The sequence below is a fragment of the Streptomyces violaceusniger Tu 4113 genome (genome assembly GCF_000147815.2).
Lineage (GTDB): Bacteria > Actinomycetota > Actinomycetes > Streptomycetales > Streptomycetaceae > Streptomyces > Streptomyces violaceusniger_A.
The window spans coordinates 10,586,233-10,610,416 of sequence record NC_015957.1; the positions used below are offsets into that span (position 1 = coordinate 10,586,233).

Sequence of the window (24,184 nt, forward strand, 5' to 3'; positions counted from 1 at the left end):
GCGTACGGCAGAGGCGGGCGTACGGCGGCGGCGTCAGGCATACGGCGGCGTCAGACGCACAGCCGCCGTCAGGCATATGGCCGATGTCAGGCGCACAGCGGCGAGGCGCACGGTAGACGCAGACGCAGACGCACAGCCGCGTTAGGCATACGGCGACGTCAGGCATACAGCGGCATCAGACGTGCGGCGCCGTCAGACGCACAGCGGCGTCAGGCATACGGCGGCTTCAGGCGTGCGGCGGACACAGGAGTGCGGCAGACGCAGGGATACGGCCGCCGTCAGGCGCAGAGCGGCGTCAGGCGCACGGCGCCGTCAGGCGCACGGCGCCGTCAGACGCCCTCGCTCGGCAGCGGCGCCTCCCACACCACCGTCGTACCGCGCCCGCCGTCCCCGAGCCCGGGGCCGACGCCGCTCGACCCGCCCAGCGCCTCGGCCCGCCGCACCAGGTTCGTCAGACCGCTGCGCCGCCCGCCCGCGGGCACGCCTATCCCGTCGTCCGCGACCGTCAACCGCACCGACGGTCGCCCGTCCGCGAGCCGCCCGGTGGCGTCCACGACCACCTCGATCTGCTCCGCCCGCGCGTGCCGGAACGCGTTGGACAGCGCCTCGCGCAGCGCCGCGACGAGATGGGCGCCGGTCGCCGTACCGACCCGGGAGTCCACCGGTCCCATGAAGGTCAGGGACGGCTGGAAGCCCAGCGGCACGGCCGCCGCCCTGACCTCCCGCAGCACTCGGCCACGCAGCCCGGGCGGCGTCTCGGGCGGGGTCTGCTGCAGCGCGTAGATCGCCGTCCGCACCTCCTGGATGCTGGCGCCCAGTTCCTCGACGGCCCGCTCGATCCGCTCCCGCACCTCCGGCGCGTCCGACTGGCGCTCCGCGCTCTCCAGCAGCATCCCGGTCGCGAAGAGCCGCTGGACGACGAGGTCGTGGAGATCGCGGGCGATCCGGTCGCGCTCCTCGACGACCGCGAGCCGCTCCCGGTCGCGCTGCGCCTCGGCGAGCACCAGCGCGACCGCCGCCTGCGCCGCGAACTGGGCGGCCAGCGTGCGCTCGGTCGCGGTGAACGGGCGGGCGCCGGGCTCGCGCGCGGTGGCCAGCACGCCGACCACCCGGTCCCCGCTGCTCAGCGGGACCATCAGGCTCGGCCCGTAGCGCCCGGGGACGCCGGTGCCGAGCAACGGGTCGGCTGCCGGGTCCTCGATGACGACCGGCTGCCCGGCCAGCAGCCTCGGCACGGCCGGGGAGCGAGCCGGAAGTACGGCGCCGAGCAGCCCGGACCGCTCATCGGCGGCCACCGCCGCGACCTTCAGCCCGCCCTCGCCCTCCTCCGGCAGCAGCACGATCCCCACCACCGCGTCCGCGAGTTCCCGGACCTTCTCGGCGACCAGGGCCGACCCGTCCCCGGCGCCGCCGGACAGCAACGCCTGGGTGACGGCCACCGATCCCTCGATCCAGCGCTCGCGCTGCCGGGTGGCCCCCTGGACGCGGGTGTGGCCGATGGCGATCCCCGCCTCCGTCGCCAGCACCTCGACCAACTGCCGGTCGGACTCGGTGAACGGACCGCCATCCCGCTTCCCGACGAGGCAGAGGGTGCCGAAGACCTCCTCCCCGACCCGCAGCGGAACGCTGAGATACGAGCCCGTCGGCTGGGCGGCCGACGGCGCTCCGGTACGCCGTGCGTCGGCGAGCAGCGCTGCGCACCGCTCCCGCTCGGCCTCGGTGTCGGTGTCGGCCTCGGTGTCGGTGTCGGTGTCGGTGTCGGTGTCGGTGTCGGTGTCGCCGTAGGTGACCACATCGGCCAGGCCGCCATGCCCTCCGGCGGCGTCGCCGTCGGCATGGTGCACCCCGATCGCGGCGCGGCGGGCGCCGACCAGCTCGGCCGCAGTGCGCACGATCCGGTCGAGAACGGTGTGCGCGTCCGGCCCGTCGCCGAGCGAGCGCATCGCCTCCAGCAGCCGCGGCAGCCGCGCCGTGAGCTCGGTGGACAGCCCACGCAGACCCCGGGTCGCCTCCGCGGCCAGGTCCAGGGGGTCGGGGGAGGGCGCAGCGGCCGCCATGCCGTCGAGCCTAATGAATGGCGCAGATGAACGCCGCTGCTCGCGCTGGGCCCGGTCCGGTGGATCTTCGTCGCCTACGCATCGGTCGACTGGCGCCTGCGACATCAGTCGGCTGACACCGCGAGGCCCGCTGAGGCCGGCGCCCTGGCCCACGGCAGATGGCGACGTAGCCCGCTGCGGCCCGCGCCCGTCTGGTGACGCGCCCCGCCCGTCTGATGCCGTAGCTCGCGACAGCCAGCGCCGTAGCCCCAGGGCAGCTCGTACCAAAGCCCGCTGCGGCCGTTGCCCCGGACCGCGCCGTCCGCTGCCGCGCCCCGCGCCTGCCTGATGCCGCGGCCCACGACAGCCAGCGCCGTAGCCCCAGGGCAGCTCGTACCAAAGCCCGCTGCGGCCGTTACCCGGGACCGCGCCGTCCGGTGCCGCGCCCCGCCCGTCTGGTGCGGTAGCCCACGGCAACTCGTGCCGTAACCCACGGCAGCTGGTGCCGGGCCCCGCGCCCGTCTGGTGCCGTAACCCGCGACAGCTAACTCCGTAGCCCACGGCAACTCCTGCCGTAGCCCGCTGCGGGCTGGCGCCGTGACCCGCGCCGTCCGCTGCCAGGCCCGGCGCCCGTCCGCTGCCGGGCCCCGCGCCCGTCCGCTGCCGGGCCCCGCGCCCGTCCGCTGCCGGGCCCCGCGCCCGTCTGGTGCCGCGGCCCGCGGCAGCTCGTGGCGCAGCCGCTGCGGCCGTTGCCGGGGCCCGCGCCGTCTGCTGCCGGAGCGCCTCGCGGCGATGCCGGAGGACGCCTCCCTGCGGTGCCGGGGGAGGCGCCTCCCAGCCGTAGCCGGGGCCGCCGTGCCAGGCGTCGCGGGCCCGCGACGATCCGCCGGACAGAGCCGCCTAGCCGGCGCCCATGTGCCCCACGCCCATATGCCCAGCGCCCGGGTGCCCGGCGCCCACCAGGACTCCGTCCTCCACTGCCTCGCGCTCCAGCATCCGGCGGAACGGCCCGTCGGCTGCGGCCAGTTCCCCGTACGTCCCGCGCTGGACGGCCCGGCCCCCGTCGAGCACGATCACCTCGTCCACCGTGTCCAGGCCCGCCAGCCGGTGCGTGATCAGGACAGTGGTGCGCCCCTGGGTCGCCGACAGCAGGTCGGCCGTCAGCGCGTCGGCCGTGGGCAGGTCCAGATGTTCGGCCGGTTCGTCCAGCACCAGCACCGGGAAGTCCGCCAGCAGCGCGCGGGCCAGCGCCAGCCGCTGCCGCTGACCGCCGGAGAGCCGTGCGCCCTGTTCGCCGACGAGCGTGTCCAGGCCGTCCGGCAGCCCGTCCACCCAGTCCCGCAGCCGGGCCGCGGCCAGCGCCGCGCGCAGCTCGTCATCGCTCGCGCCGGGGCGGGCCAGTCGCAGGTTCTCGCGCAGCGAGCTGTCGAAGACGTGGGCGTCCTGGGCGCAGAGGCCGACGAGCCGCCGCACCGCGTCCCCGTCGAGCGCGGCGGCGTCCCGGCCCGCCAGGGTGTACGTGCCGCCGTCGGTGTCCAGGAAGCGGAGCAGCACCTGGGCGAGCGTGCTCTTGCCCGCCCCCGACGGGCCGACGACCGCGACCCGGCGGCCCGGCCGCAGCTCCAGGCCGAACCCGTCCAGCGCGGGGGCACACTGCCCGGGGTGGCGGGCGGTGATCCCGCGCAGCACCAGCGGATACGGCGCACCGGGCGCCTCCTCGCGCCGCGCCGCGTCGGGCTCGCGCACCGGAAGCGGCTCGTCCAGCACCTCGTACACCCGCTCCGCTGCCCGTCGCACCCGCTGCCGGTGCTGCACCGCGAGCGGCAGCCCCGCGACGGCCTCGAAGGCGGCGAGCGGGGTCAGCACCACGACCGCCAGCCACACCCCGTGGATCCGGCCGTCGGCCACGGCCGGCACCCCCACCCACGCCGCGGCCGCCACGGTCAGCCCGCAGACCAGGGCGGACAGCCCGGCACCGGTGCCTGCGGCAGCCGCCGTCCGCCGGGCGATCCGGGTGAGTACCCCATCGGCCCGGCGCACCGCGTCCAGCCGACGCGGCAGCGCACCCGCGACGGTCAACTCGGCGGCCCCGGCCAGCAGATCGACCACCTGCGCCGACAGGGCACCGCGCGCCGGTGCCAGCCGACGCTCCGCCCGCCGCGCCAGCGCCCCGGACACGACGGGCACCGCGACCCCCGCCACCAGCAGCCCCACCGCCAGCACGGCCCCGGCCTCCGGCAGCACCCAGGTGAGAAAGCCCACCGAGGCCGCGCCCACCGTCAGCGCGGTGCCGACGGGCAGCAGCCAGCGCAGGAAGTAGTCCTGGACGGCGTCCACATCGGCCACCAGCCGGGAGAGCAGATCGCCGCGGCGCGTCCGGCCGAGCCCCGCGGGCGCCAGCCGCTCCAGCCGCCGGTAGACGGCGACCCGCAGTTCGGCCAGCACCCGCAGCACGGCGTCATGCGAGACCAGGCGTTCGGCGTAGCGGAAGACGGCCCGGCCGATCCCGAACGCCCGGGTCGCGGTGACCGCCACCATCAAATAGAGCACGGGCGGCTGCTGCGCGGCCCGGGAGATCAGCCAACCGGAGACGGCCATCAGCCCGACCGCGCTCAGCAGGGCGAGGCTCCCGAGCAGCAGCGCCAGCCCGAACCGCCCCCGCCCGCCACGCGCGGCGCCCCGCACCCGCGCCAACGCGCCCCGGCGCGGACGTGCGGCCGAGCTACGCGACGCAGCCGAGCCACGCGACGCGACCGGGCCGACCAGCGTGGTCGAACCGTCGCGCGTGCTCAAGCCATCCCGTGCGGTCAAGCCGTCCCGTGCGGTCAAGCCGTCCCCCGCGGCCGGACCATACGACGCGGCCAACCCATCCCGCGCGACCGAGCCCGCGCCGTCCGCCTCCGTGCGCGCCTCGCCCAGCCGCCCACCGGATGCGGCGTCCGCCGCCGGTTCCTGCGCGCCACCGGACACGACGGCCGGTGATCGCTCCGAGCCCGCGTCAGCGTCAGCGTCCGGCCCGGAGCGCATGGGCGGAGGAGGGCCCGCGCCGGGCCCCGAGCGGAGGAGCCCGACGTCGTGACCGATGGCGGGCTCACCCGCTGCCGAACCCCCACGGCCCGGCGCCCGCGCCACGTCGACACGCTCATCCGTGCCCGGTGAGGCCGACGGAGACGGCGCCGACCCCGCCTCCGTGACCGCCCCCACCGCGAATCCGCCCACCGCGAATCCGCCCGCCACGGATCCGCCCGCCACGGATCCGCCCGCCACGGATCCGCGCGCCTCAGCAAGCGGGCGCCCGTCGGCACACGCGACGGACAGGTGGGCGCCGTCCCCGCCAGAGGCGGGCCGGAGCGAGACGGTCGGCCCCGGGCGCACGCCGCCCACCGCCGACTCACGCCGAGCGTCCGGCAGGAGGACCGGTTCACCAGAAGCGTCGGGCAAGAGGGCCGGTCCACCAGAAGCGTCCGGCAGGAGGACCGGTCCACCAGAAGCCTCCGACAAGAAGGCAGGCCCACCAGAAGCGTCCGGCCCCGGCAGCCGCAGCACGCGGTCGGCCAGGGGAAGCAGTGCCGGGCGGTGGACCACCAGCAGCACCGTGCGGCCCTCGGCCAGCCGCCGCACCGCCTCGACGACCGACGCCTCCGTCTCACCGTCCAGATTGGCCGTCGGCTCGTCCAGCAGCAGCACCGGCCGGTCGGCCAGGAAGGCGCGGGCCAGGGCGATCCGCTGCCGCTGGCCCGCGGAGAGCCCCGCGCCCATCTCGCCGAGCCGGGACTCGATCCCGTCCGTCAGGGCGGAGACGAAGCGCAGCGCGTCCGCGTCCCGCAGGGCGGCCCGTACCGCCGCGTCCTCGGCGTCCGGCCGGGCCAGCCGGACGTTCTCCGCGATCGTCCCGGCGAAGAGATACGGGCGCTGGGGCACCCAGGCGATCTGGCGCCGCCAGCTCTCCGGGTCCAGCGCGGCCAGATCGCGGCCCCCGATCCGCACCCGGCCCTCGTCCGGTTCCGCGAAGCCCAGCACGGCGTTCAGCAGCGTGGACTTCCCGGCGCCGCTGGGGCCCACGACGGCGACCGTCTCGCCCGGGCGGATCTCGAACGAGGTCCGGGCAAGGGACGGTTCGCGGCGCCCGGGGTGGCGGACCACCAGCCCGTCCAGCGTGAGCGCGGCGCTCCGGGCGTCGGGGGCCGGCGCACCGCCCGTGTTCGAGGGCTCGCGCTCCAGCACCGCGAACACCTCGTCCGCCGCCGCCAGCCCCTCCGCCGCCGCGTGGTACTGCGCGCCCACCTGCCGCAGTGGCAGATACGCCTCGGGGGCGAGCACCAGCACCACCAGGCCGGTGAAGAGGTCCATCTCGCCGTGCACCAGCCGCATTCCGATGTCGACCGCGACCAGGGCGACCGACACGGCGGAGAGCAGTTCCAGGGCCAGGGAGGACAGAAAGGCCAGCCGCAGCGTCTTGAGCGTGGCCCGCCGGTAGTCGGCTGTGATCGCGCGGATCGAGGCGGCCTGGGCCTTCGCCCGGCCGAAGACCTTGAGGGTCGGCAGTCCGGCGACGACATCGAGGAAGTGTCCGGACAGCCGGGACAGCAGCCGCCACTGGCGGTCCATCCGGGACTGGGTGGCCCAGCCGATGAGCATCATGAACAGCGGGATCAGCGGCAGGGTGGCAACGATGATCAGCGCGGAGATCCAGTCCGCGGTGACGATCCGGGCCAGCACCGCCACCGGCACCACCACGGCCAGCCCCAACTGGGGCAGATAGCGCGCGAAGTAGTCGTCCAGCGCGTCGATGCCCCGGGTGGCGAGGGTGGTGAGCGCACCGGTCCGCTGGGAGTCCAGCCAGCTCGGCCCGAGCCGCACGGCCCGTTCCACCAGCCGCAGCCGCAGCTCCGACTTGACCGCCGCACCGGCCCGATGGGCGGCCAGCTCGGTCAGCCAGGAGACGACCGCCCGGCCGACGGCGACCAGCGCCAGCAGCCCCAGCGGGAGCGTCAGCGCCCCCACGTCCTCGCCCCGCTGGAAGGCGCCCACCACGATCTCGGCGATCAGCATCGCCTGCGCGATGACCAGACCCGCTCCGGCCAGGCCCAGCGCCACGGAGGCGGCCAGGAAGAACCGGGTGGCCCGTGCGTACCGCAGCAGCCGGGGGTCGATTGGTTTCACGTGAAACACACCACCCGAAGCATCAGTGGGCGGCGGGGATGTGCCGGGTACCGATGCGCTTACGGAAGACCCAGTACGTCCACGCCTGGTAGGCCATGATCAGCGGCATCGTGATCGCCCCGACCCACGTCATGATCTTGAGCGTATAGGGGCTGGAGGCCGCGTTCGCCGCCGTCAGGCTCCACTTCGGGTCCAGCGAGGAGGGCATGACGTCGGGGAAGAGGGCCAGGAAGAGCATCGCGACGGCCGCCGCGATGGCCACCCCGGACAGCCCGAACGCCCACCCCTCACGCCCCCGCCGGTTCATGACCAGCGCCACGGCGAGCGCCAGGACGGCGATGACGACCGCCACCAGACTGCGGGCGTTCCCCCTGTCGCTCTGCGTCCAGGCCAGGAACGGCACCGTGACCACGACGGTGGCAAGGCCCAGCCCGGTCGCATACCGCCGTGCCCTCGTCCGGATGTCCCCGGACGTCTTGAGCGCGGCGAAGACGGCGCCGTGGAAGGTGAACAGCACCAGCGTGACCGCCCCGCCCAGCAGGGCGTACGGCGTGATCAGGTCCGGCAGACCGCCCGCGTAGTTCCCGTCCCGGCCGATCGGCACCCCGTGCACCAGGTTGGCGAAGATCGCGCCCCAGAGGAACGCGGGCAGCAGCGAGCACCAGAAGATCGCATCCTCCCAGTTGCGCTGCCAGCGGTCCTCGGGGCGCTTGTGCCGGTACTCGAAGGCGACACCGCGCAGGATCAGGCAGACCAGGATGGCCAGCAGCGGCAGATAGAAGCCGCTGAAGAGCGCCGCGTACCAGTCGGGGAAGGCGGCGAAGGTCGCCCCGGCCGCCGTGATCAGCCAGACCTCATTGCCGTCCCACACCGGTCCGATCGTGTTGATCAGGACCCGGCGCTCGGTGCGGTCGCGGGCGAGCAGCTTGGTCAGCACGCCGATGCCGAAGTCGAAGCCCTCCAGGAAGAAGTAGCCCGTCCACAGGAAGGCGATCAGCAGAAACCAGAAGTCGTGAAGGTTCATGATTCTCTCCGGCCGTCAGTACGCGAAGGTCAGCGGCTTGTCGGCGTCCTCGTCCTCGGCGGCGGCCCCGCCGTCCGGACTGCCCGGACCGCCCGGACCGCCCGAGGGCAGCCGCAGCTTCGGGTCCTTGGCCGGCGGCTTCTCGTCGGTGTCCGGTCCGGCCTTGGCGTACTTGGTCAGCAGCCGCACCTCGATCACCGCGAGCACCCCGTACAGCAGCGTGAAGACACCGAGGGAGATCAGCACCTCGGTCTGGCCGACCCCGGGGGAGACCGCGTCGGCGGTCTTCATCAGCCCGTAGACCGCCCAGGGCTGCCGGCCCATCTCGGTGAAGATCCAGCCGAAGGAGTTGGCGATCAGCGGGAAGCCCATGGTGAGGATGCCGATCCGCCAGGACCAGGTGGACAGCAGCGGGCTCATCTCGCGCTTCTTGGTGAGCATGAGCCGGGGCACCTCGTCCTCGCCGGTGCGGAAGGCGGGTGCCAGCCACCGCTTGCGCCGGGTCGTCCACAGCCCGATCAGCCCGGCGACGAACGAGGTCATGCCGAAGCCGATCATCAGCCGGAAGCCCCAGAAGGTCATGAAGATGCTGGGGATGTAGTCATCGGGCTGACCGCCGTAGGCGTCGGCCTCCCGCTGGGCGATGTCATTGATCCCGGGGACGGCATCGCTGAAGTTGCTGTGCGCCAGGAAGGAGAGCGCGGCGGGGACCTCCAGCTCGACGCTGTTGTGGCCCTTGCTGACATCGCCGACGGCGAAGATCGAGAAGGGCGCGGGCGCCTGGGTGTCCCACAGCGCCTCGGCCGCCGCCATCTTCATCGGCTGCTGTTCGAACATCACCTTGCCGAGCTGGTCACCGCTGAGCGCCGTGCCGATCCCCGCGATGACCGCGACGACCAGGCCCACCCGCAGCGAGGCCCGCATCGCCCCGATCTGCTTCTTCCGCTGCTCGCCCAGCTCCTCGCCACGCTCCCGGCGGCGCTTGGCCCGCAGCAGATGGAAGGAGGAGATGCCGATGATGAAGGCGGCGCCGGTGAGGAAGGCCGCGGTCAGGGTGTGGAAGACCACGACGAGGGTGGTGTTCTGGGTCAGCACCGCCCAGATGTCGGTGAGCTGGGCCTTTCCGGTGGCCTTGTCGATGGTGTAGCCGGTCGGATGCTGCATCCAGGAGTTGGCGGCCAGGATGAAGTACGACGAGAGGATCGTGCCGATCGAGACGATCCAGATGCAGGCGCAGTGGATCTTCTTGGGCAGCTTGTCCCAGCCGAAGATCCACAGACCTATGAAGGTGGACTCGAAGAAGAAGGCCAGCAGGGCCTCCATCGCGAGCGGGGCACCGAAGACATCACCGACGAAGCGGGAGTAGTCCGACCAGTTCATACCGAACTGGAACTCCTGCACGATGCCGGTGACCACACCCATCGCGATGTTGATCAGGAAGAGCTTGCCCCAGAACTTGGTGGCGTGGAAGTACTTCTCCTTGCCCGTGCGGACCCAGGCGGTCTCCAGACCCGCCGTGATGGCGGCGAGAGAGATCGTCAGTGGCACGAAGAGGAAGTGGTAGACGGTTGTGATGCCGAACTGCCATCGGGCCAGCGTCTCCGGCGCCAGAGCCAGATTCACCTGAATCTCTCCTTACGGTCGTGCCTGCCCGCGAAACGAGCTTGTGAACGTATTCACATTCACAAGCAATGATACGCACATGGCTTCGCCCCCTCCCACAGGGGGTGGGAGGGGGCGAATGGGGCACGTCCGGGTATGCTGCGCACCTTACGGAGGGGCCGATGGGCCCCTTGTGCGCCCAGGGGCTCAGGCGGGGCTCACAGCTCCTTGCGGAACTCCTCCGCGGTCCGCAGGAAGATCTCGTTCGCCTCGCGCTCGCCGATCGTCACCCGCACCCCCTCGCCCGGGAACGGACGGATCACCACGCCCGCCGCCTCGCACACCGCCGCGAAGTCGAGCGTGCGCTCCCCCAGCCGCAGCCAGACGAAGTTCGCCTGGCAGTCCGGGACCGTCCACCCCTGGGCGGTCAGCGCCTCCCACACCCGGCCCCGCTCGGTGACCAGTGCGTCCACCCGCTCCCGCAGCGCGTCCTCGCTGCGCAGCGAGGCCACCGCCGCGTCCTGGGCGAGCTGGCTGACGCCGAACGGCACCGCGGTCTTGCGCAGCGCCGCCGCCACCGGCTCATGGGCGATCGCGAAGCCGACCCGCAGCCCGGCCAGGCCGTACGCCTTGGAGAAGGTGCGCAGCACGCAGACGTTCGGCCGGTCGCGGTAGAGGTCGACGCCGTTGGGGACCCGCTCGTCCCGGATGAACTCGTTGTACGCCTCGTCCAGCACCACCAGCACATCGGACGGCACCCGGTCCAGGAACCGCTCCAGCTCGGCCCGGCGCACGACGGTGCTGGTCGGATTGTTGGGGTTACAGACGAAAATCAGCCGGGTGCGGTCGGTGATCGCGTCGGCCATCGCGTCCAGATCGTGGACCTCGGCATCGGTCAGCGGAACCTGTACCGAGGTCGCGCCCGCGATCTGAGTGATGATCGGATATGCCTCGAAGGACCGCCAGGCGTAGATCACCTCATCGCCCGGACCCGCCGTGGACTGGACCAGCTGCTGGGCCATGCCGACCGAACCGGTTCCGGTGGCCAGATGCTCCAGCGGCACCTCGAAGCGCTCCGCGAGCTCGGCGATCAGCGCGGTGCAGGCGAGGTCCGGATAGCGGTTCAAGGACGCGGCGGCGTCCGCCACGGTCTCCAGCACCCCGGCCAGCGGCGGATAAGGGTTCTCGTTGGAAGACAGCTTGAAGGCCAGGGGACCCCCCGTGGCGGCCGGCTTGCCGGGCTTGTACGTCGGAACGCCGTCCAGCGCGGCACGCAGCTTGGGGCTCTTCTCGGTCACCGACAGTCCTCCTCGACCCATCCTGTCCCGGACCGTGTACAGCGTTCGCACACGGCAATACTGCACACCTTATGAGGATTCCCCCGTCTCGCGTACCCGCCGGGCGCCGCCGCGTACCCGCCCCCGGCGCCCGCGTACCCACCGGGGGGAGCGCCCCGCTTTTCCGCGCGCGCCGGTGGCGAGCGCCGTGGCGCGCATCACCCGTGCAGGTGAGTTGAGACCTCTTCGAGACATGTATCAATCAGTAGGCGTGGATATGCCAGGGGCGACCAGAGGCCCGGTAGATCCCCCAACTGGCTTCACTTCCAAGGGAATTGAGGGGGGCGTTCATGCAGAAACGTGCCTTCCGAATACCGATGGCGGAATCGCGTAACCCTCCCACCCGAGCCCTACTATCGGCTGGCCATGACAGCAGCAGGGAAGCACCAGGTGAGCCGGTCGGCCGGCCGCCGGTTAGGGCGGGCGGGCATCCGGGATGTGGCCGCCGCCGCCGGGGTCTCGATCACGACCGTCTCCGACGCGCTCAACGGCAAGGGCCGGCTCCCGGAGGCCACCCGCCGCCATGTTCGCGAGGTCGCCGAGCGGCTGGGCTACCGCCCGTCCGCAGCGGCCCGCACCCTCCGTACCGGCAAGTCCGGCCTCATCGGCCTGACCGTGACCACGTACGGGGATGAACCTTTCACCTTCACCGAGTTCGCCTACTTCGCCGAGATGGCGCGAGCCGCCACCTCCGCCGCGCTGGCCCGCGGCTACGCCCTCGTCATCCTCCCCGCCACCTCCCGCCACGACGTGTGGTCCAACGTCGCCCTCGACGGCACCGTGGTGATCGACCCCTCCGACCACGATCCGGTCGTCACCGAGCTCTTACACCAGGGCATCCCCGTGGTCAGCGACGGCCGCCCGGCCGGCGCCCTCCCCGTCACCGCCTGGGTCGACAACGACCACGAGGCGGCGGTGATCGGACTGCTCGACCATCTCGCCGAGGCCGGCGCCCGCCGGATCGGACTGCTCACCGGGACGTCCACCGACACCTACACCCGACTGTCCACCACGGCGTATCTGCGGTGGTGCGAACGCGTGGGACAGGATCCGGTCTATGAGGCGTACCCGGCCCACGACCCTTGTGCCGGTGCCGTCGCCGCCGACCGGCTGCTCGCCCGCCCCGACCGCCCCGACGCGGTCTACGGCCTCTTCGACCCCAACGGCACCGATCTGCTCGCCGCCGCCCGCCGCTACGGACTGCGCGTCCCGGACGATCTGCTGCTGGTGTGCTGCAGCGAATCGACCGTCTACCGCAGCACCGAGCCGCCCATCACGACCCTCTCACTCAAACCCCGCCGGATCGGCACGGCGGTCGTACAGTTGCTCATCGACGCCATCGAGGGCCTTGATACCGACCACCCCGTCGAGCAGGTCATACCCACCGAATTGATCGTGCGGACGTCGTCACAGCGCCGTCCGCCGCGTACGACGGTCAGCGCCCCGCGCAGCCGTGCCGGAGGCTGACCTGAGGGCGACTCAAGGATGACCCGAGGAGGACCTGAGTCCAATGGGCTTCCCCTACCGGGCCAATCCGGGATAAAAGTCCGACCAAGCAGGAGCGAGCACCGATTGACGGCACCCTGGTGCGTCACAAGCCCTCACGGTCATTCCTATGATGGGCGGACGACACCGCGGACCGCCGTCGACCAGGCAAGGTCCACAAGGTGGGACGGCGGCGTGATGGTGGAGGGGTCGATGACTCAGGGGGCCGGTCTGGAAGCCACGGCAGGGACCACGGCTGCGATCCCACCCGTGCCCGCGTACGGGGTGCCCACCCCGCCCGTGCCCGCGTACGGGGCGTTCACCCCGCCCAGCATGGGCGCGCCCGGAGCCGTACCGCCCGGGCCCGCGCCCGCGGCGCCGGGCCCCGCCGCGCCCGTGCCGGCGGCTCCTGGGGCGCCGGTTCCAGGGGTGCCCGCACCGGGGGTGCCCGCACCAGGGGCTCCGGCTCCTGAAGCGCCGCCCGCGCCCGCCACGCCGCCGCCCGCCGAGTACACCCCGACCGAGCGGCTCCCGGTCCTGGGCCCCGGGCACACCATCCCGGACACCCCGCTCGTCCCGCCGCAGGACCGCCCCACCGTCGCGCTCACCTCGCTGCCCGAGCCCGAGCACGGCCCGCTCGCCGAGGACGAGGGGCCCGGCCCGCTGTACGTCGTGGGCGATGTCCACGGCTACCACGACGAGCTGCGCGAGGCGCTCGCCGCCGAGGGCCTGATCGACCCGAAGGGCAATTGGGCCGCGGGCAACGCCCGGTTGTGGTTCCTCGGCGACTTCACCGACCGCGGTCCGGACGGCATCGGGGTCATCGACCTGGTCATGCAGCTCTCCGCCGAGGCCGCGGCCGCGGGTGGCTACTGCAAGGCGCTGATGGGCAATCACGAGCTGCTGCTGATCGGCGCCAAGCGGTTCGGCGACACGCCCGTCAACTCCGGTGCCGGAACCGCCTCCTTCCAGGCCGCCTGGCTGCTCAACGGCGGCCAGCGCAGCGATATGGAGCGGCTCGAGGACCACCACCTCCAGTGGATGTCCCGGCTGGACGCGATGGCGGAGGAGGACGGGCATCTGCTGGTCCACTCCGACACCACCGCCTATCTGGATTACGGCGACTCGATCGAGGCCGTCAACGACACCGTCACCGAGACGCTGCAGCGCAGCGACGCCGACGAGTGCTGGGACCTGTTCCGCAAGTTCACCAAGCGGTTCGCCTTCCGCGACGAGGACGCCGGGCCCATGGCGGCCCGCGAATTGCTCGACACCTACGGCGGGGAGCGCATCGTCCACGGCCACAGCCCCATCCCGTATCTGCTGGGCGAGGTCGGCTCCGAGGACGGCGAGGACGGCGGCACACCCGCCGTCGAGGGACCGCATGTCTACGCGGACAATCTCGCCGTGGCCATGGACGGCGGCGTCACCATGGCCGGAAAACTGCTGGTCGTTCAACTTCCCCTGGCCGGCTGAGGGTTCAGCGGACGCTGCTCGGGGCAGATAGGGAGCTTCACCGGCGCGGGAGCAATTCGCGAAACTTGCTGTCACCCCGCGCCGGATCGGCTCTACCATCGGCTTATCCGTCGCAGGCTCTCCTCCGTTTCCGCCCGACTGCCCGGCGCAAGCCGGCGTCACGGCCCTACGGAGCATCGGGGGATGCACCATGAAAAGCGCTCCGCACCTGCTGACCGAGGACCGCCCGGAGTTCGAGCGGGTTCTCGACGAGGCACTGCGCACCGCCGACCATCGCCCGGACCTCACCGGTGTCGGGCAGCGGCTCACAGCCGAGCAGTTGCGCACGATGGCACTCGGCGCCTCGGCCGCGATAGCGGCATGCGCGGCCGCCGAATATCAGGACTACCGCGAAACTCGCGCCAAACTGCGCGAGCCCGCGCCGCTCTTCCCGCTCGCCGGGGATGTGAGCGAGCGCGAGCACCCGGACGGCACGGTGGGGCTCGCCGGCGCGATGCAGGACGCCGCGGGGGCCGGGCTCGTCGCCATGCTCGCGGTCCTGGCGCCGGTGCTCGCCGGAACCGCCGCGATCATCTTCCTCATCGTCGGCTACGTCCTCAACGTGCTCGACCCTGCCCCCTCCATCGCCCAGCCGATGGTCACCGCGGGTTGGTTCTTCGCCGCGCTGACCGCCGCGGGCATCCTGATCGCCGCCGTCGGACTGCTCCTGACCGCCCTGCGCAACGGCTCCAGCGCGATCCGGGGCGAGGCGCGCAGCGAGCAGCTCGAGGAGGTGGACCGCGCCAGAGAGGTCTGGCGTCAGGCCCTGCTGGAGCGCGGCATCCTGCCGTTCCTCCGCGAGGCCCTGGCCAACCCCTCGGCCCCGTCCCCCTCCGCCTACGTCCCGATCAACCCCGAAACGGTCAGCCGCACCCCGCACCTCGGCTACAGCCGCCCCGGCTTCAGCACCGACGGCGAAGGCCCCAAGGCCCGCCCCCGCTACAGCAGCCCGGACTTCACCAGCCCCGATTACGGCGGGCCGGAGCACCAGCCGGACTAACCCGCGTCCGGGGCCGCCCCGGGGTCACTCCGGGCACGCGTGAGGGTGCACGTGGGGTCATCCCGGATGGCGGGGCACGGCTGCCTCGACAGCATGACTGACCATGACTTCCTTGACCCGACGTACCTTCATGGGTGGTTGCGCGGCCGGAACGCTGCTGGCCGTGGCCGGGACCACCGGCGCCCGCGCGGCGGCGGGGACCACCACGTCAACCACCGCGCTGACCACCGCGTCCGACGAAGCCGCCCTGCAGGCCGCCATCAGCGACCTCTCCCGTCCACCCACGACCTCCGCGCAACTGCGCGTCGACCGCCGGGGCGACCACTGGTACGGCACGGCCGGAGCGGCGGACCTCGCGAGCGGGCGGTCCGTACGCCCGGACGACCGTTTCCGTGCGGGCAGCGTCACCAAGGCGTTCGTGGCCACCGTGGTCCTTCAACTGTGGGCCGAGCGCCGAGTGGAGCTCGACGCCCCCATCGGGCGGTACCTCCCGGATCTGCTGCCCTCCGCGTTCTCCCGCCGCATCACCGTGGCCCAGTTGCTCAACCACACCAGCGGACTGCCCGACCATCGAGGGCTGCCGGACGACAGCACTCCGGAAGGGGTCCTGCGGCATCGTTGGGACCGGTGGACACCGCGGGAGTGGGTCGAGACGGTGACCCACGACCCGCTCAAGTTCGATCCGGGGACCACACAGGAGTACCGGGGCATCAACTACGTCCTGCTCGCCCTGATCATCGAAAAGCTGACCGGCCGCCCCTACGGCCAGGCGATCGAGTCCCGCGTCCTACGCCCACTGGGCCTGACCCGGACCCTGCTGCCGGGCCAGGACCCCCGCCTCCACGGTCCGCAGGTGCACGGCTATCTGCGGATGACCGACGGGTCGCTGCGCGATATCACCGTGTACAACCAGTCCAGCGCCTGGGGCGAAGGCGAGCTGATCTCGACCCTCGACGACCTGTCCCGCTTTCAGCGGGCCCTGTTCTCCGGCGCCTTGCTGCCGCCCCACGCGCTGGACAAGCTCTTCACCCTGCCCCCGGATTCCGTACGGATGCTGGACGGCACCCCGGCCCGCTACAGCCTCGGCCTGCAGACGGCCACGGTGAACGGCGTGACGTTCTGGGGGAAGACCGGCGAGACATACGGCTACCGCACCCGCATGTTCGCCACCCGCGACCAGACACTCCGCTTCGTCCTCTCGTACACCCCGACGCCACTGACCACCCAGGAGGAGATGACCAACCGAGTCGTCGCCGCACTCACCGCGTGAACCACCCCGCGGCCCGCGCTCCGACCGCCCCAAAGGGCGACTCGGAGCACGGACCGACGCTCGAAGGGATGTTTCACGTGAAACGGGCCAACGGGAAGCAGAGGAAAGCGCCCGCGTCCGCTGCACGGCAGCGACGTACGACCCCTATCCCGTAGTCCGCCTCAGTCCGCGATCGGCAGATAGACGCGGTTGCCCGCCTCCGCGAACTCCTTGGACTTCTGGGCCATACCGGCCTCCGCCTCCGCCGCGTCCATCGCGCCGCCGTGTTCGCGGCGGATGTCCTGGGAGATCTTCATCGAGCAGAACCTGGGCCCGCACATCGAGCAGAAGTGCGCCGTCTTGGCCGGTTCCGCCGGGAGGGTCTCGTCGTGGAAGGAGCGGGCCGTGTCCGGGTCGAGGGCCAGGTTGAACTGGTCCTCCCAGCGGAATTCGAAGCGGGCGTCGGAGAGCGCGTCGTCCCATGCCTGGGCGTCCGGGTGGCCCTTGGCCAGGTCGGCCGCGTGGGCGGCGATCTTGTAGGTGATCACGCCGGTCTTGACGTCATCGCGGTCCGGCAGGCCCAGGTGCTCCTTGGGCGTGACGTAGCAGAGCATCGCCGTGCCCCACCAGGCGATCATCGCGGCGCCGATGCCGGAGGTGATGTGGTCGTAGGCGGGAGCGATATCGGTGGTGAGGGGGCCCAGGGTGTAGAAGGGGGCCTCCTCGCAGATCTCCTGCTGGAGGTCGACGTTCTCCTTGATCTTGTGCATCGGGACATGGCCCGGGCCCTCGATCATCGTCTGGACGCCGTGCTCCTTGGCGATCCGGTTGAGCTCGCCGAGCGTGCGCAACTCCGCGAACTGCGCCTCGTCGTTGGCGTCGGCGATCGACCCGGGGCGCAGTCCGTCGCCCAGTGAGTAGGTGACGTCGTACGCCGCGAGGATCTCGCAGAGCTCCTCGAAGTGGGTGTAGAGGAAGGACTCCTGGTGGTGGGCGAGGCACCACGCCGCCATGATGGAGCCGCCGCGGGAGACGATGCCGGTCTTGCGGCGGGCGGTCAGGGGGACGTACGGCAGCCGGACGCCGGCGTGGACGGTCATGTAGTCGACGCCCTGCTCGGCCTGTTCGATGACCGTGTCCTTGTAGATCTCCCAGGTCAGCTCCTCGGCCCTGCCGTCGACCTTCTCCAGCGCCTGGTAGAGCGGCACGGTGCCGATGGGGACCGGGGAGTTGCGCAGCACCCATTCACGGGTGGTGTGGATGTTGCGGCCGGTCGAGAGGTCCATGACCGTGTCGGCGCCCCAGCGGGTCGCCCAGGTCATCTTCTCGACCTCCTCCTCGATGGAGGAGGTGACGGCGGAGTTGCCGATGTTGGCGTTGACCTTCACCAGGAACCGCTTGCCGATGATCATCGGCTCGATCTCCGGGTGGTTGACATTGGCCGGGAGGACGGCGCGGCCCGCCGCGATCTCCTCCCGGACCACCTCGGGGGAGACGTTCTCGCGGATCGCCACGTACTCCATCTCCGCCGTGACCTCGCCCCGCCGCGCATAGGCGAGTTGGGTCACGGGGACGCCCGCCCGGCCGCGCCGCGGCTGGCGCGGGCGGCCGGGGAAGACCGCGTCGAGGTTGCGCAGCCCCCCGCGGGGCGAGGTGTGCTTGATTCCGTCGTCCTCGGGGCGGACGGGACGGCCCGCGTACTCCTCCGTGTCGCCGCGGGCGACGATCCAGTTCTGCCGCAGCGGCGCCAGGCCACGACGGACATCCGTCTCGATGGTGGGGTCGGTGTACGGGCCGGAGGTGTCGTACAGCGTCACATCCTGGCCGTTGGTGAGGTGCACTCGGCGGACCGGGACGTGAAGATCCGGGCGCGAACCCGGGACATATCCCTTATGCCAGCCGAATTCGGCCTTCTCGGCGCGCGATGATGCATCCTGCTGAGTCATGAGACCCACTCCCTACGCCGGCATTACCCGGTAACAGGTTCAGCGGTCGGCGCAGCTGTCAGCGTCAGCGCCCTCTCAGCCCGGTGCTCCGAGCTCCCGCGATTGCAAAGGTTCGCGCCCACGCTAACGGTTTATCCACAGTGCTGAACAGGGGGCCCACCCCTCTTGCGATGATGCGACGGTGACCGCCATCCAGCAGGACCACCCGCCCGAGCAGCCCCGCCCCTCCGACCAGGCGCACGACCACGGCCACGGCCACTCCCACGGCCACTCCCACGGTCATGGCCCCGCCGCTCCCGTCTCCGCCCGCCTCCGCAAGATCATCGCGGCGGTGCTCATCCCCTTCGCCGTCGCCGTCGTCGCCGGTCTGATCGTGCTCTGGCCGGGCGGCACGCCCGACCACAAGGCGAGCGGCCGCAGCGGTCTCGGCTTCGACCAGCAGACCGTCGCCGGACGGGTGGTGAAGGTCGAGGAGCTGAGCTGCGCCGACGTCAACGCCCAGCCGCAGGCGCCCACCGAGCCCGGCCAGGACAGCGCCGCCCAGAACGGCGCCCCCGGGCAGGGCGGGAAGAAGAGTGTCTGCGAGAAGGCCACCATCGAGGTCACCTCGGGGAAGGACAAAGGCCGCACTTTTCCCGAAATAGTCCAGCCCAACGCCTCGCGTCAGTTCAGCGCCGGGCAGGAGCTGAAGCTGGCGTACGCCCCCAAGGCGCCCAAGGATCTGCAGTACTCGGTGTCCGACGTCGACCGGTCGATGCCGATGGCGCTGCTGGCGGGGCTGTTCGCGCTCGCCGTCGTGGTGGTGGGGCGGCTGCGCGGAGTGTTCGCGCTGGTGGCGCTGGCGATCAGCTTCGGGGTGTTGACGCTGTTCATCCTCCCGGCGATACTCCAGGGTTCCAATCCGCTGGTGGTCGCGGTCGTCGGGGGCAGCGCGATCATGCTTCTCGCGCTCTATATGTGCCATGGGCTCACGGCCCGTACATCGGTCGCCGTGCTCGGCACACTGGTGTCACTGCTGCTGATCGGGGTGCTGGGCTCGCTCTTCATCGCCTGGGCGAGCCTGACCGGCAATACGGACGACCAGACCGGGCTGGTGCACGGCCTCTATCCGAACATCGAGATACGCGGGCTGCTGCTGGCGGGCGTGATCATCGGCTCGCTGGGCGTGCTGGACGATGTGACGGTCACCCAGACCTCGGCGGTGTGGGAGCTGAGGGCCGCCGACCCGACCGTGTCCCGGCGCCGGCTCTACGGGGCGGCGATGCGGATCGGACGGGACCACATCGCCTCCGTCGTGAACACGCTGGTGCTGGCGTACGCGGGCGCGTCGCTTCCGCTGCTGCTGCTGTTCTCCATCGCGGACAGCGGTGTGGGCACGGTCGCCACGAGCGAGATCGTCGCGGAGGAGATCGTACGGACGCTGGTGGGCAGCATCGGGCTCGTCGCCTCGGTGCCGGTGACCACGGCGCTGGCCGTGCTCGTGGTCTCCGCTGACCGCGCCCCGGCGGCGGAGGGCGGCGCGGAGCGGGGGGCCGACGTGGGCGGCGCCCAGGGGGCCCGGACCGGCCGGGGCGGACGCGGGCGGCGGCGCCGGGCCAAGACGCGCTGAGCGGCCGGGCCACGGCACGCCGAGCTGTCGGGCGATGGCACGTAGGGCCGCCGGGCGAGGACACAGCCGCCGGGCGAGGGCACGACGAGCCATCGGGGACGGCACGCTGGGCCGCCGGGCGGGGACACGACGAGACGCTGGGCGAGGGCACGACGAGACGCTCAGCCACCAACCGGGCACGCCGCCCGACCGACTCGGTGATCCGGCCGGTTAGGTGATGGCGGACGGCTCGGCCGCGGCACACCGATCCTCGGCCCGCCGCCGCGTATCCGGCGCTCAGCCCGCGAACCGGTCCTCGGCGAGGATGCGGTGGAGTTCGGCGTCGAGATCGCCGACCGGATCGCAGGCCGCCGGCTCCTGGCCGAAAGGCACCACCCGGTCCGTCCGATCGAGGAAGGCCACCAGAGGCGCGGCCCCGGCCCGGAACAGGGCCCGTTCACAGCCCACTTGGAGTCTGATGAAGACGTCCGAGAGCCCCTCGGGGGAGGCGGGAGCGATGCGCACATCCCCCTCGCCGGTGGGTCTGCTCAGCCCATCCAGCAGCAGCTCCCGCGCGAAGGCCCAGCTCACCGGCGCGTCGCCGGGCAGATGAAAGGTGATCTCGACGGCATAGGGGTCGCTGCTGTCGTAGGACAGCTCGACCGGGATCCGAAAGGAGAGATCCTGCGAGACCAGGAAGGTCATCGTCACTTCCGCCTGAACTGTGTCACGCATGTCACGCATCGTTCGCCGCCCCGGGTTGTTTGCGCATGGCCGACTCTGGAGCGTAGCGACTCGATCGCTGTGCGGAGTCGGTTTGCCTCGTGTGAGGGAACGAAAATGGCCAGTGTTGCCGTGGGGAGACCCGCGGGGCCGGACGACGTGGGCCCGGTGGGCGGGAGATCGGGGCCGGCGCACCGGCCGTATCGAAGATCGCTGTCGTCAACAGGCACCCCCGGGGTGTTGTTGCGAGGCAGACGCCGAGAGGAAGAACGCCGAGGTCTCGCACTTTAACGGCAGGGGTGGCGCCGGACCGCGCTCCCGCCCCGGCGGTATCCCCCGCGCGGCGTATCCACGCGCGGTGGGGGTCCACAGGGCCTGCGGGGGATGCGTCAGGCCCTGTGGGACGCGGCGAGCGCCGCGGGGCGGGTCAGGCGGGGCGGGTCAGGCGGTGAACTTCCGTACGACATAGACCAGCCCGGCGATCAGCGCCACCAGCAGCAGCGCCTTGAAGACAAAGCTCACCAGAAACCCGATCACGCTCATGATCAGGCCGCCGAACACGGCGAGGATGAGGACCGGTATCGCGATCCAGGTCACCCACCACGGCAAGCCCCGGAATATCCCCTTCGTGGTCACGTCACTCCCTGCTTTCTCTCCGAGCCGTGGGTCCGGACGCCGACGGCCGGTCTTCCCTGCCTCGATGCTAGGACGGGACGGAAGCGCGTGGGCGTCCCTCGCCCCCCGTCCTCCCCTGAGCGGACCCCTACGGGACCGTCCCGCCACGCATCGGCTCCACGGTGGACAAGCCTCGGGCGGCACCGGCCCTCGGGCAGCATCACCCTCGGCCGGTGTCAGCCCTCCGGCGGCATCAGCCCTCCGGAGGCGAGAACACCACCAGCACCCTCAGGTCCTCGGTGATGTGGTGGAACTTGTGCGCCGCGCCCGCCGGTACGTACACCACGCTGCCCCGCGCCACCTGCGTCGTCTCCATTCCCACCGTGACCGACGCCCGGCCGCTCACCACCAGGTAGACCTCGTCCTGGTTGTGCGGCGACTGTGAGTCGGGCTGGCCCGCGTCCAGCGCGTACAGCCCCACGGACATGTTCCGCTCCCGCAGGAACTGCAGATACGCGCCGTTGTTCGCGGCCCGCTCCGCCTCCAGCTCATCCAGCCGGAACGCCTTCATTCGCTCTCCACCCCTGCCTACGGGGCCCCTGCCTGCCGCGGGGCCTGTCTGCGACGATCTCAACCATGAAGAATTTTCTCGTCAAGACGATCGCGAACGCCGGTGCCCTCGGCGTCGCCATCTGGCTACTCAAGGGCATCACGCTCACCGGTGACAACACCGGCCGCCAAGCGCTCACCCTCATTCTCGTCGCGCTGGTCTTCGGCGTGGTGAACGTGGTGGTCAAGCCGATCGTCAAGCTCCTGGCTTTTCCATTGTTCATCCTGACCCTCGGGCTGATCACGCTGGTGATCAACGCCCTGATGCTGCTGTTGACCTCCTGGCTGGCCGGAAAGCTGGATCTGAGCTTCCACGTCGACGGCTTCGGCACCGCGGTGCTCGGCGGCCTGATCGTCTCCATAGTCGCGTGGGCCCTGCACGTCGTGCTGCCCGATGACAAGGACTGATCCCGGCCGGGGATGATGGGAGGCATGAGAGACCCGTCGCCCTACCGTGTCTGCTTTGTCTGCACCGGCAACATATGCCGCTCGCCGATGGCCGAATCCGTCTTCCGCGCCCATGCCGCGGAGGCCGGGCTGGACGGCCGTGTCGAGGTGGACAGTGCGGGCACCGGGCCCTGGCACGAGGGCGACGGGGCCGACCGCCGCGCCATCGACGTGCTCACCGCCCACGGCTATGAGCAGAATCACATCGCGCGGCAGTTCCGGGCCGACTGGTTCGATCACCTCGATCTGGTGATCGCCCTGGACAGCGGCCATCTGCATGAGCTGCGCGCGCTCGCGCCGACCCCGCACGACGCCGCGAAGGTACGGCTGCTGCGCAGCTACGACCCGGAAGCGGACCAGAACGCGCTGGGCGGCCTCGATGTACCCGACCCCTACTTCGGCGGGACGGACGACTTCGAGGAGTGCCTGGAGATGATCGAGGCCGCCGGCGGCGGGCTGCTGGACGCGGTCACCGAGGCCCTCGACGCCGCGGGGAACACCGCCGAAGAGACCCCGGAGAGGGCCGCCCAGAGCGCCGAGAGCAAGAGGAGCGTGTCGGCCGCCGATGGCCCTGCCGACGACGACCCGGGGAAGGAGCCCGCATGACCGGCGATGGCACCCGCGCCGTACGGGCCGGACTGCCCGAGGCCGAGGCGTACGAGCCGACGCTGCCGGGTCCGGTCTTCGCCGCCCACTACCACCTCCCCGGCGACCCCGTCGGCCCCTACACCTACGGCCGGGACGCCAACCCCACCTGGTCCCTGCTGGAGCGGGCGATCAGCGAGCTGGAGTCACCGGACACCGACGCCGAGACGGTCGTCTTCTCCTCCGGTATGGGCGCGATCTCGGCCGTGCTGCTGTCCCAGCTCCGCCAGGGCGACGCGGCCGTACTGCCGTCGGACGGCTATCAGCTCCTCCCGGCGCTGGTCGAGCGGCTGGAGGGCTACGGGGTCACGGTGCGCACCGCCCCGACCGGCGAGGACGCCCAGCTCGCCGCCCTGGACGACCGGACGAAGCTGCTGTGGCTGGAAACCCCGTCCAATCCCGGACTGGACGTCTGCGACATCCGCCGGCTCGCCGAGGCCGCGCACGCCCGCGGCACGCTGGTCGCCGTCGACAACACCCTCGCCACCCCGCTCGGCCAGCGCCCGCTGGAGCTCGGCGCGGACTTCGCCGTGGCGAGCGGCACCAAGGCGCTCACCGGCCACGGAGATGTGCTGCTCGGCTATGTGACCTGCCGCGATCCGCGGCTCGCCGCGGAGGTACGGGCCTGGCGCAAGACCGTGGGCGCGATCCCCGGCCCCATGGAGGCATGGCTCGCCCACCGCTCCCTGGCCACCCTCCAGCTACGCGTCGACCGCCAGGCGGCGACCGCCCTGGCCCTCGCCGAGGCGCTGCGCGACCGCCCCGAGATCACCGGGCTGCGCCACCCCGGTCTGCCGACCGATCCCGCCCACCGGCTCGCGGCCGGGCAGATGCGCGGCGGGCGCTTCGGCTGTGTGGTCTCCTTCACCCTGCCGGACAAGGCGTGCGCGGAGCGCTTCCTGGACGCGCTGCGGCTGGTGGACGACGCCACCAGCTTCGGCGGTGTGCGCTCCACGGCGGAGCGGCGCGGGCGGTGGGGCGGCGACGCGGTGCCCGAGGGTTTCATCCGGTTCTCGGTGGGCGCGGAGGACCCGGACGATTTGATCGCCGATGTGCTGCGGGCGCTCGATGCGGCCTGCGCCGCGACGGGTGGCTGAAAGCGAGCGGGTACGCCTGTGCGGGCGTCTCAAGCCTCCCCCCTCGTGGCTTGAGACGCCCCGGTTCTTCTCGTGGAGAACCGCTCGAACAAGGCTAGTTGAC

17 protein-coding genes are annotated in these 24,184 nt (G+C 71.9%); 8 read left to right on the forward strand and 9 right to left on the reverse strand.

The window, feature by feature from the left end; translation table 11 throughout:
- Positions 1–329: 329 nt before the first annotated feature.
- The 5 genes from STRVI_RS43375 to hisC all read right to left on the reverse strand — a co-directional run bounded on the left by STRVI_RS43375 (position 330) and on the right by hisC (position 11,123).
- The gene (locus STRVI_RS43375; RefSeq protein ID WP_014061916.1) at positions 330–2,057 is read right to left on the reverse strand and encodes a sensor histidine kinase; all 1,728 of its coding nucleotides are present in this window, start codon (positions 2,055–2,057) and stop codon (positions 330–332) included.
- 879 nt (positions 2,058–2,936) lie between these two features.
- Positions 2,937–7,199 (reverse strand): thiol reductant ABC exporter subunit CydD, encoded by a 4,263-nt coding sequence (gene cydD / locus STRVI_RS43380; protein WP_014061917.1) that lies wholly within the window; start codon positions 7,197–7,199, stop codon positions 2,937–2,939.
- Between the two features lie 22 nt (positions 7,200–7,221).
- Positions 7,222–8,223 carry a cytochrome d ubiquinol oxidase subunit II gene (gene cydB, locus STRVI_RS43385; RefSeq protein ID WP_014061918.1) on the reverse strand — a complete coding sequence of 334 codons (1,002 nt, stop codon included), beginning with the start codon at positions 8,221–8,223 and terminating at the stop codon, positions 7,222–7,224.
- Between the two features lie 15 nt (positions 8,224–8,238).
- A complete protein-coding gene (locus STRVI_RS43390) occupies positions 8,239–9,846 on the reverse strand; it encodes a cytochrome ubiquinol oxidase subunit I (protein WP_014061919.1) in 1,608 nt (535 codons plus the stop codon).
- A 197-nt stretch (positions 9,847–10,043) separates the two neighbouring features.
- On the reverse strand, positions 10,044–11,123 hold the full coding sequence (gene hisC / locus STRVI_RS43395) for a histidinol-phosphate transaminase (RefSeq protein WP_014061920.1): 1,080 nt from the start codon (positions 11,121–11,123) through the stop codon (positions 10,044–10,046).
- A 405-nt stretch (positions 11,124–11,528) separates the two neighbouring features.
- Between hisC and STRVI_RS43400 the strand changes: the two genes are divergently transcribed.
- The 4 genes from STRVI_RS43400 to STRVI_RS43415 all read left to right on the forward strand — a co-directional run bounded on the left by STRVI_RS43400 (position 11,529) and on the right by STRVI_RS43415 (position 16,432).
- Complete coding sequence (locus STRVI_RS43400) at positions 11,529–12,629, forward strand: LacI family DNA-binding transcriptional regulator (RefSeq protein WP_043237482.1); 1,101 nt, start codon at positions 11,529–11,531, stop codon at positions 12,627–12,629.
- Positions 12,630–12,860: 231 nt separating this feature from the next.
- Positions 12,861–14,123 carry a metallophosphoesterase gene (locus STRVI_RS43405; protein WP_014061922.1) on the forward strand — a complete coding sequence of 421 codons (1,263 nt, stop codon included), beginning with the start codon at positions 12,861–12,863 and terminating at the stop codon, positions 14,121–14,123.
- A gap of 190 nt (positions 14,124–14,313) precedes the next feature.
- Positions 14,314–15,162 carry a membrane protein gene (locus STRVI_RS43410; protein WP_014061923.1) on the forward strand — a complete coding sequence of 283 codons (849 nt, stop codon included), beginning with the start codon at positions 14,314–14,316 and terminating at the stop codon, positions 15,160–15,162.
- Positions 15,163–15,265: 103 nt separating this feature from the next.
- Positions 15,266–16,432, forward strand: a complete 1,167-nt coding sequence (locus STRVI_RS43415; protein WP_043237489.1) for a serine hydrolase domain-containing protein — start codon at positions 15,266–15,268, stop codon at positions 16,430–16,432.
- A 161-nt stretch (positions 16,433–16,593) separates the two neighbouring features.
- On the opposite strand, the gene thiC is transcribed toward STRVI_RS43415, so the two are convergent.
- Complete coding sequence (thiC, locus tag STRVI_RS43420; RefSeq protein ID WP_014061925.1) at positions 16,594–18,357, reverse strand: phosphomethylpyrimidine synthase ThiC; 1,764 nt, start codon at positions 18,355–18,357, stop codon at positions 16,594–16,596.
- A 181-nt stretch (positions 18,358–18,538) separates the two neighbouring features.
- On the opposite strand from thiC, the gene STRVI_RS43425 reads away from it, so the two are divergent.
- Positions 18,539–19,966 (forward strand): YibE/F family protein, encoded by a 1,428-nt coding sequence (locus tag STRVI_RS43425; protein ID WP_014061926.1) that lies wholly within the window; start codon positions 18,539–18,541, stop codon positions 19,964–19,966.
- A 276-nt stretch (positions 19,967–20,242) separates the two neighbouring features.
- On the opposite strand, the gene STRVI_RS43430 is transcribed toward STRVI_RS43425, so the two are convergent.
- From STRVI_RS43430 to STRVI_RS43440, 3 genes are all read right to left on the reverse strand, one after another.
- Positions 20,243–20,680 carry an SsgA family sporulation/cell division regulator gene (locus tag STRVI_RS43430; protein ID WP_043237493.1) on the reverse strand — a complete coding sequence of 146 codons (438 nt, stop codon included), beginning with the start codon at positions 20,678–20,680 and terminating at the stop codon, positions 20,243–20,245.
- Between the two features lie 429 nt (positions 20,681–21,109).
- Positions 21,110–21,304 (reverse strand): DUF5326 family protein, encoded by a 195-nt coding sequence (locus tag STRVI_RS43435; RefSeq protein WP_014061928.1) that lies wholly within the window; start codon positions 21,302–21,304, stop codon positions 21,110–21,112.
- A gap of 232 nt (positions 21,305–21,536) precedes the next feature.
- Entirely contained in the window at positions 21,537–21,854 is a 318-nt protein-coding gene (locus STRVI_RS43440) for a cupin domain-containing protein (RefSeq protein WP_014061929.1), read from the reverse strand.
- A gap of 65 nt (positions 21,855–21,919) precedes the next feature.
- Here STRVI_RS43440 and STRVI_RS43445 point away from each other — a divergent pair, with 65 nt between their 5' ends.
- The 3 genes from STRVI_RS43445 to STRVI_RS43455 are packed head-to-tail and all read left to right on the forward strand — an operon-like array spanning position 21,920 to position 24,081.
- Positions 21,920–22,300 (forward strand): phage holin family protein, encoded by a 381-nt coding sequence (locus tag STRVI_RS43445; RefSeq protein ID WP_014061930.1) that lies wholly within the window; start codon positions 21,920–21,922, stop codon positions 22,298–22,300.
- A 24-nt stretch (positions 22,301–22,324) separates the two neighbouring features.
- Entirely contained in the window at positions 22,325–22,945 is a 621-nt protein-coding gene (locus STRVI_RS43450; protein WP_014061931.1) for a low molecular weight protein-tyrosine-phosphatase, read from the forward strand.
- Complete coding sequence (locus tag STRVI_RS43455) at positions 22,942–24,081, forward strand: cystathionine gamma-lyase (protein ID WP_014061932.1); 1,140 nt, start codon at positions 22,942–22,944, stop codon at positions 24,079–24,081. Before STRVI_RS43450 ends, STRVI_RS43455 begins: the two co-directional genes overlap by 4 nt.
- Positions 24,082–24,184 lie beyond the last annotated feature (103 nt).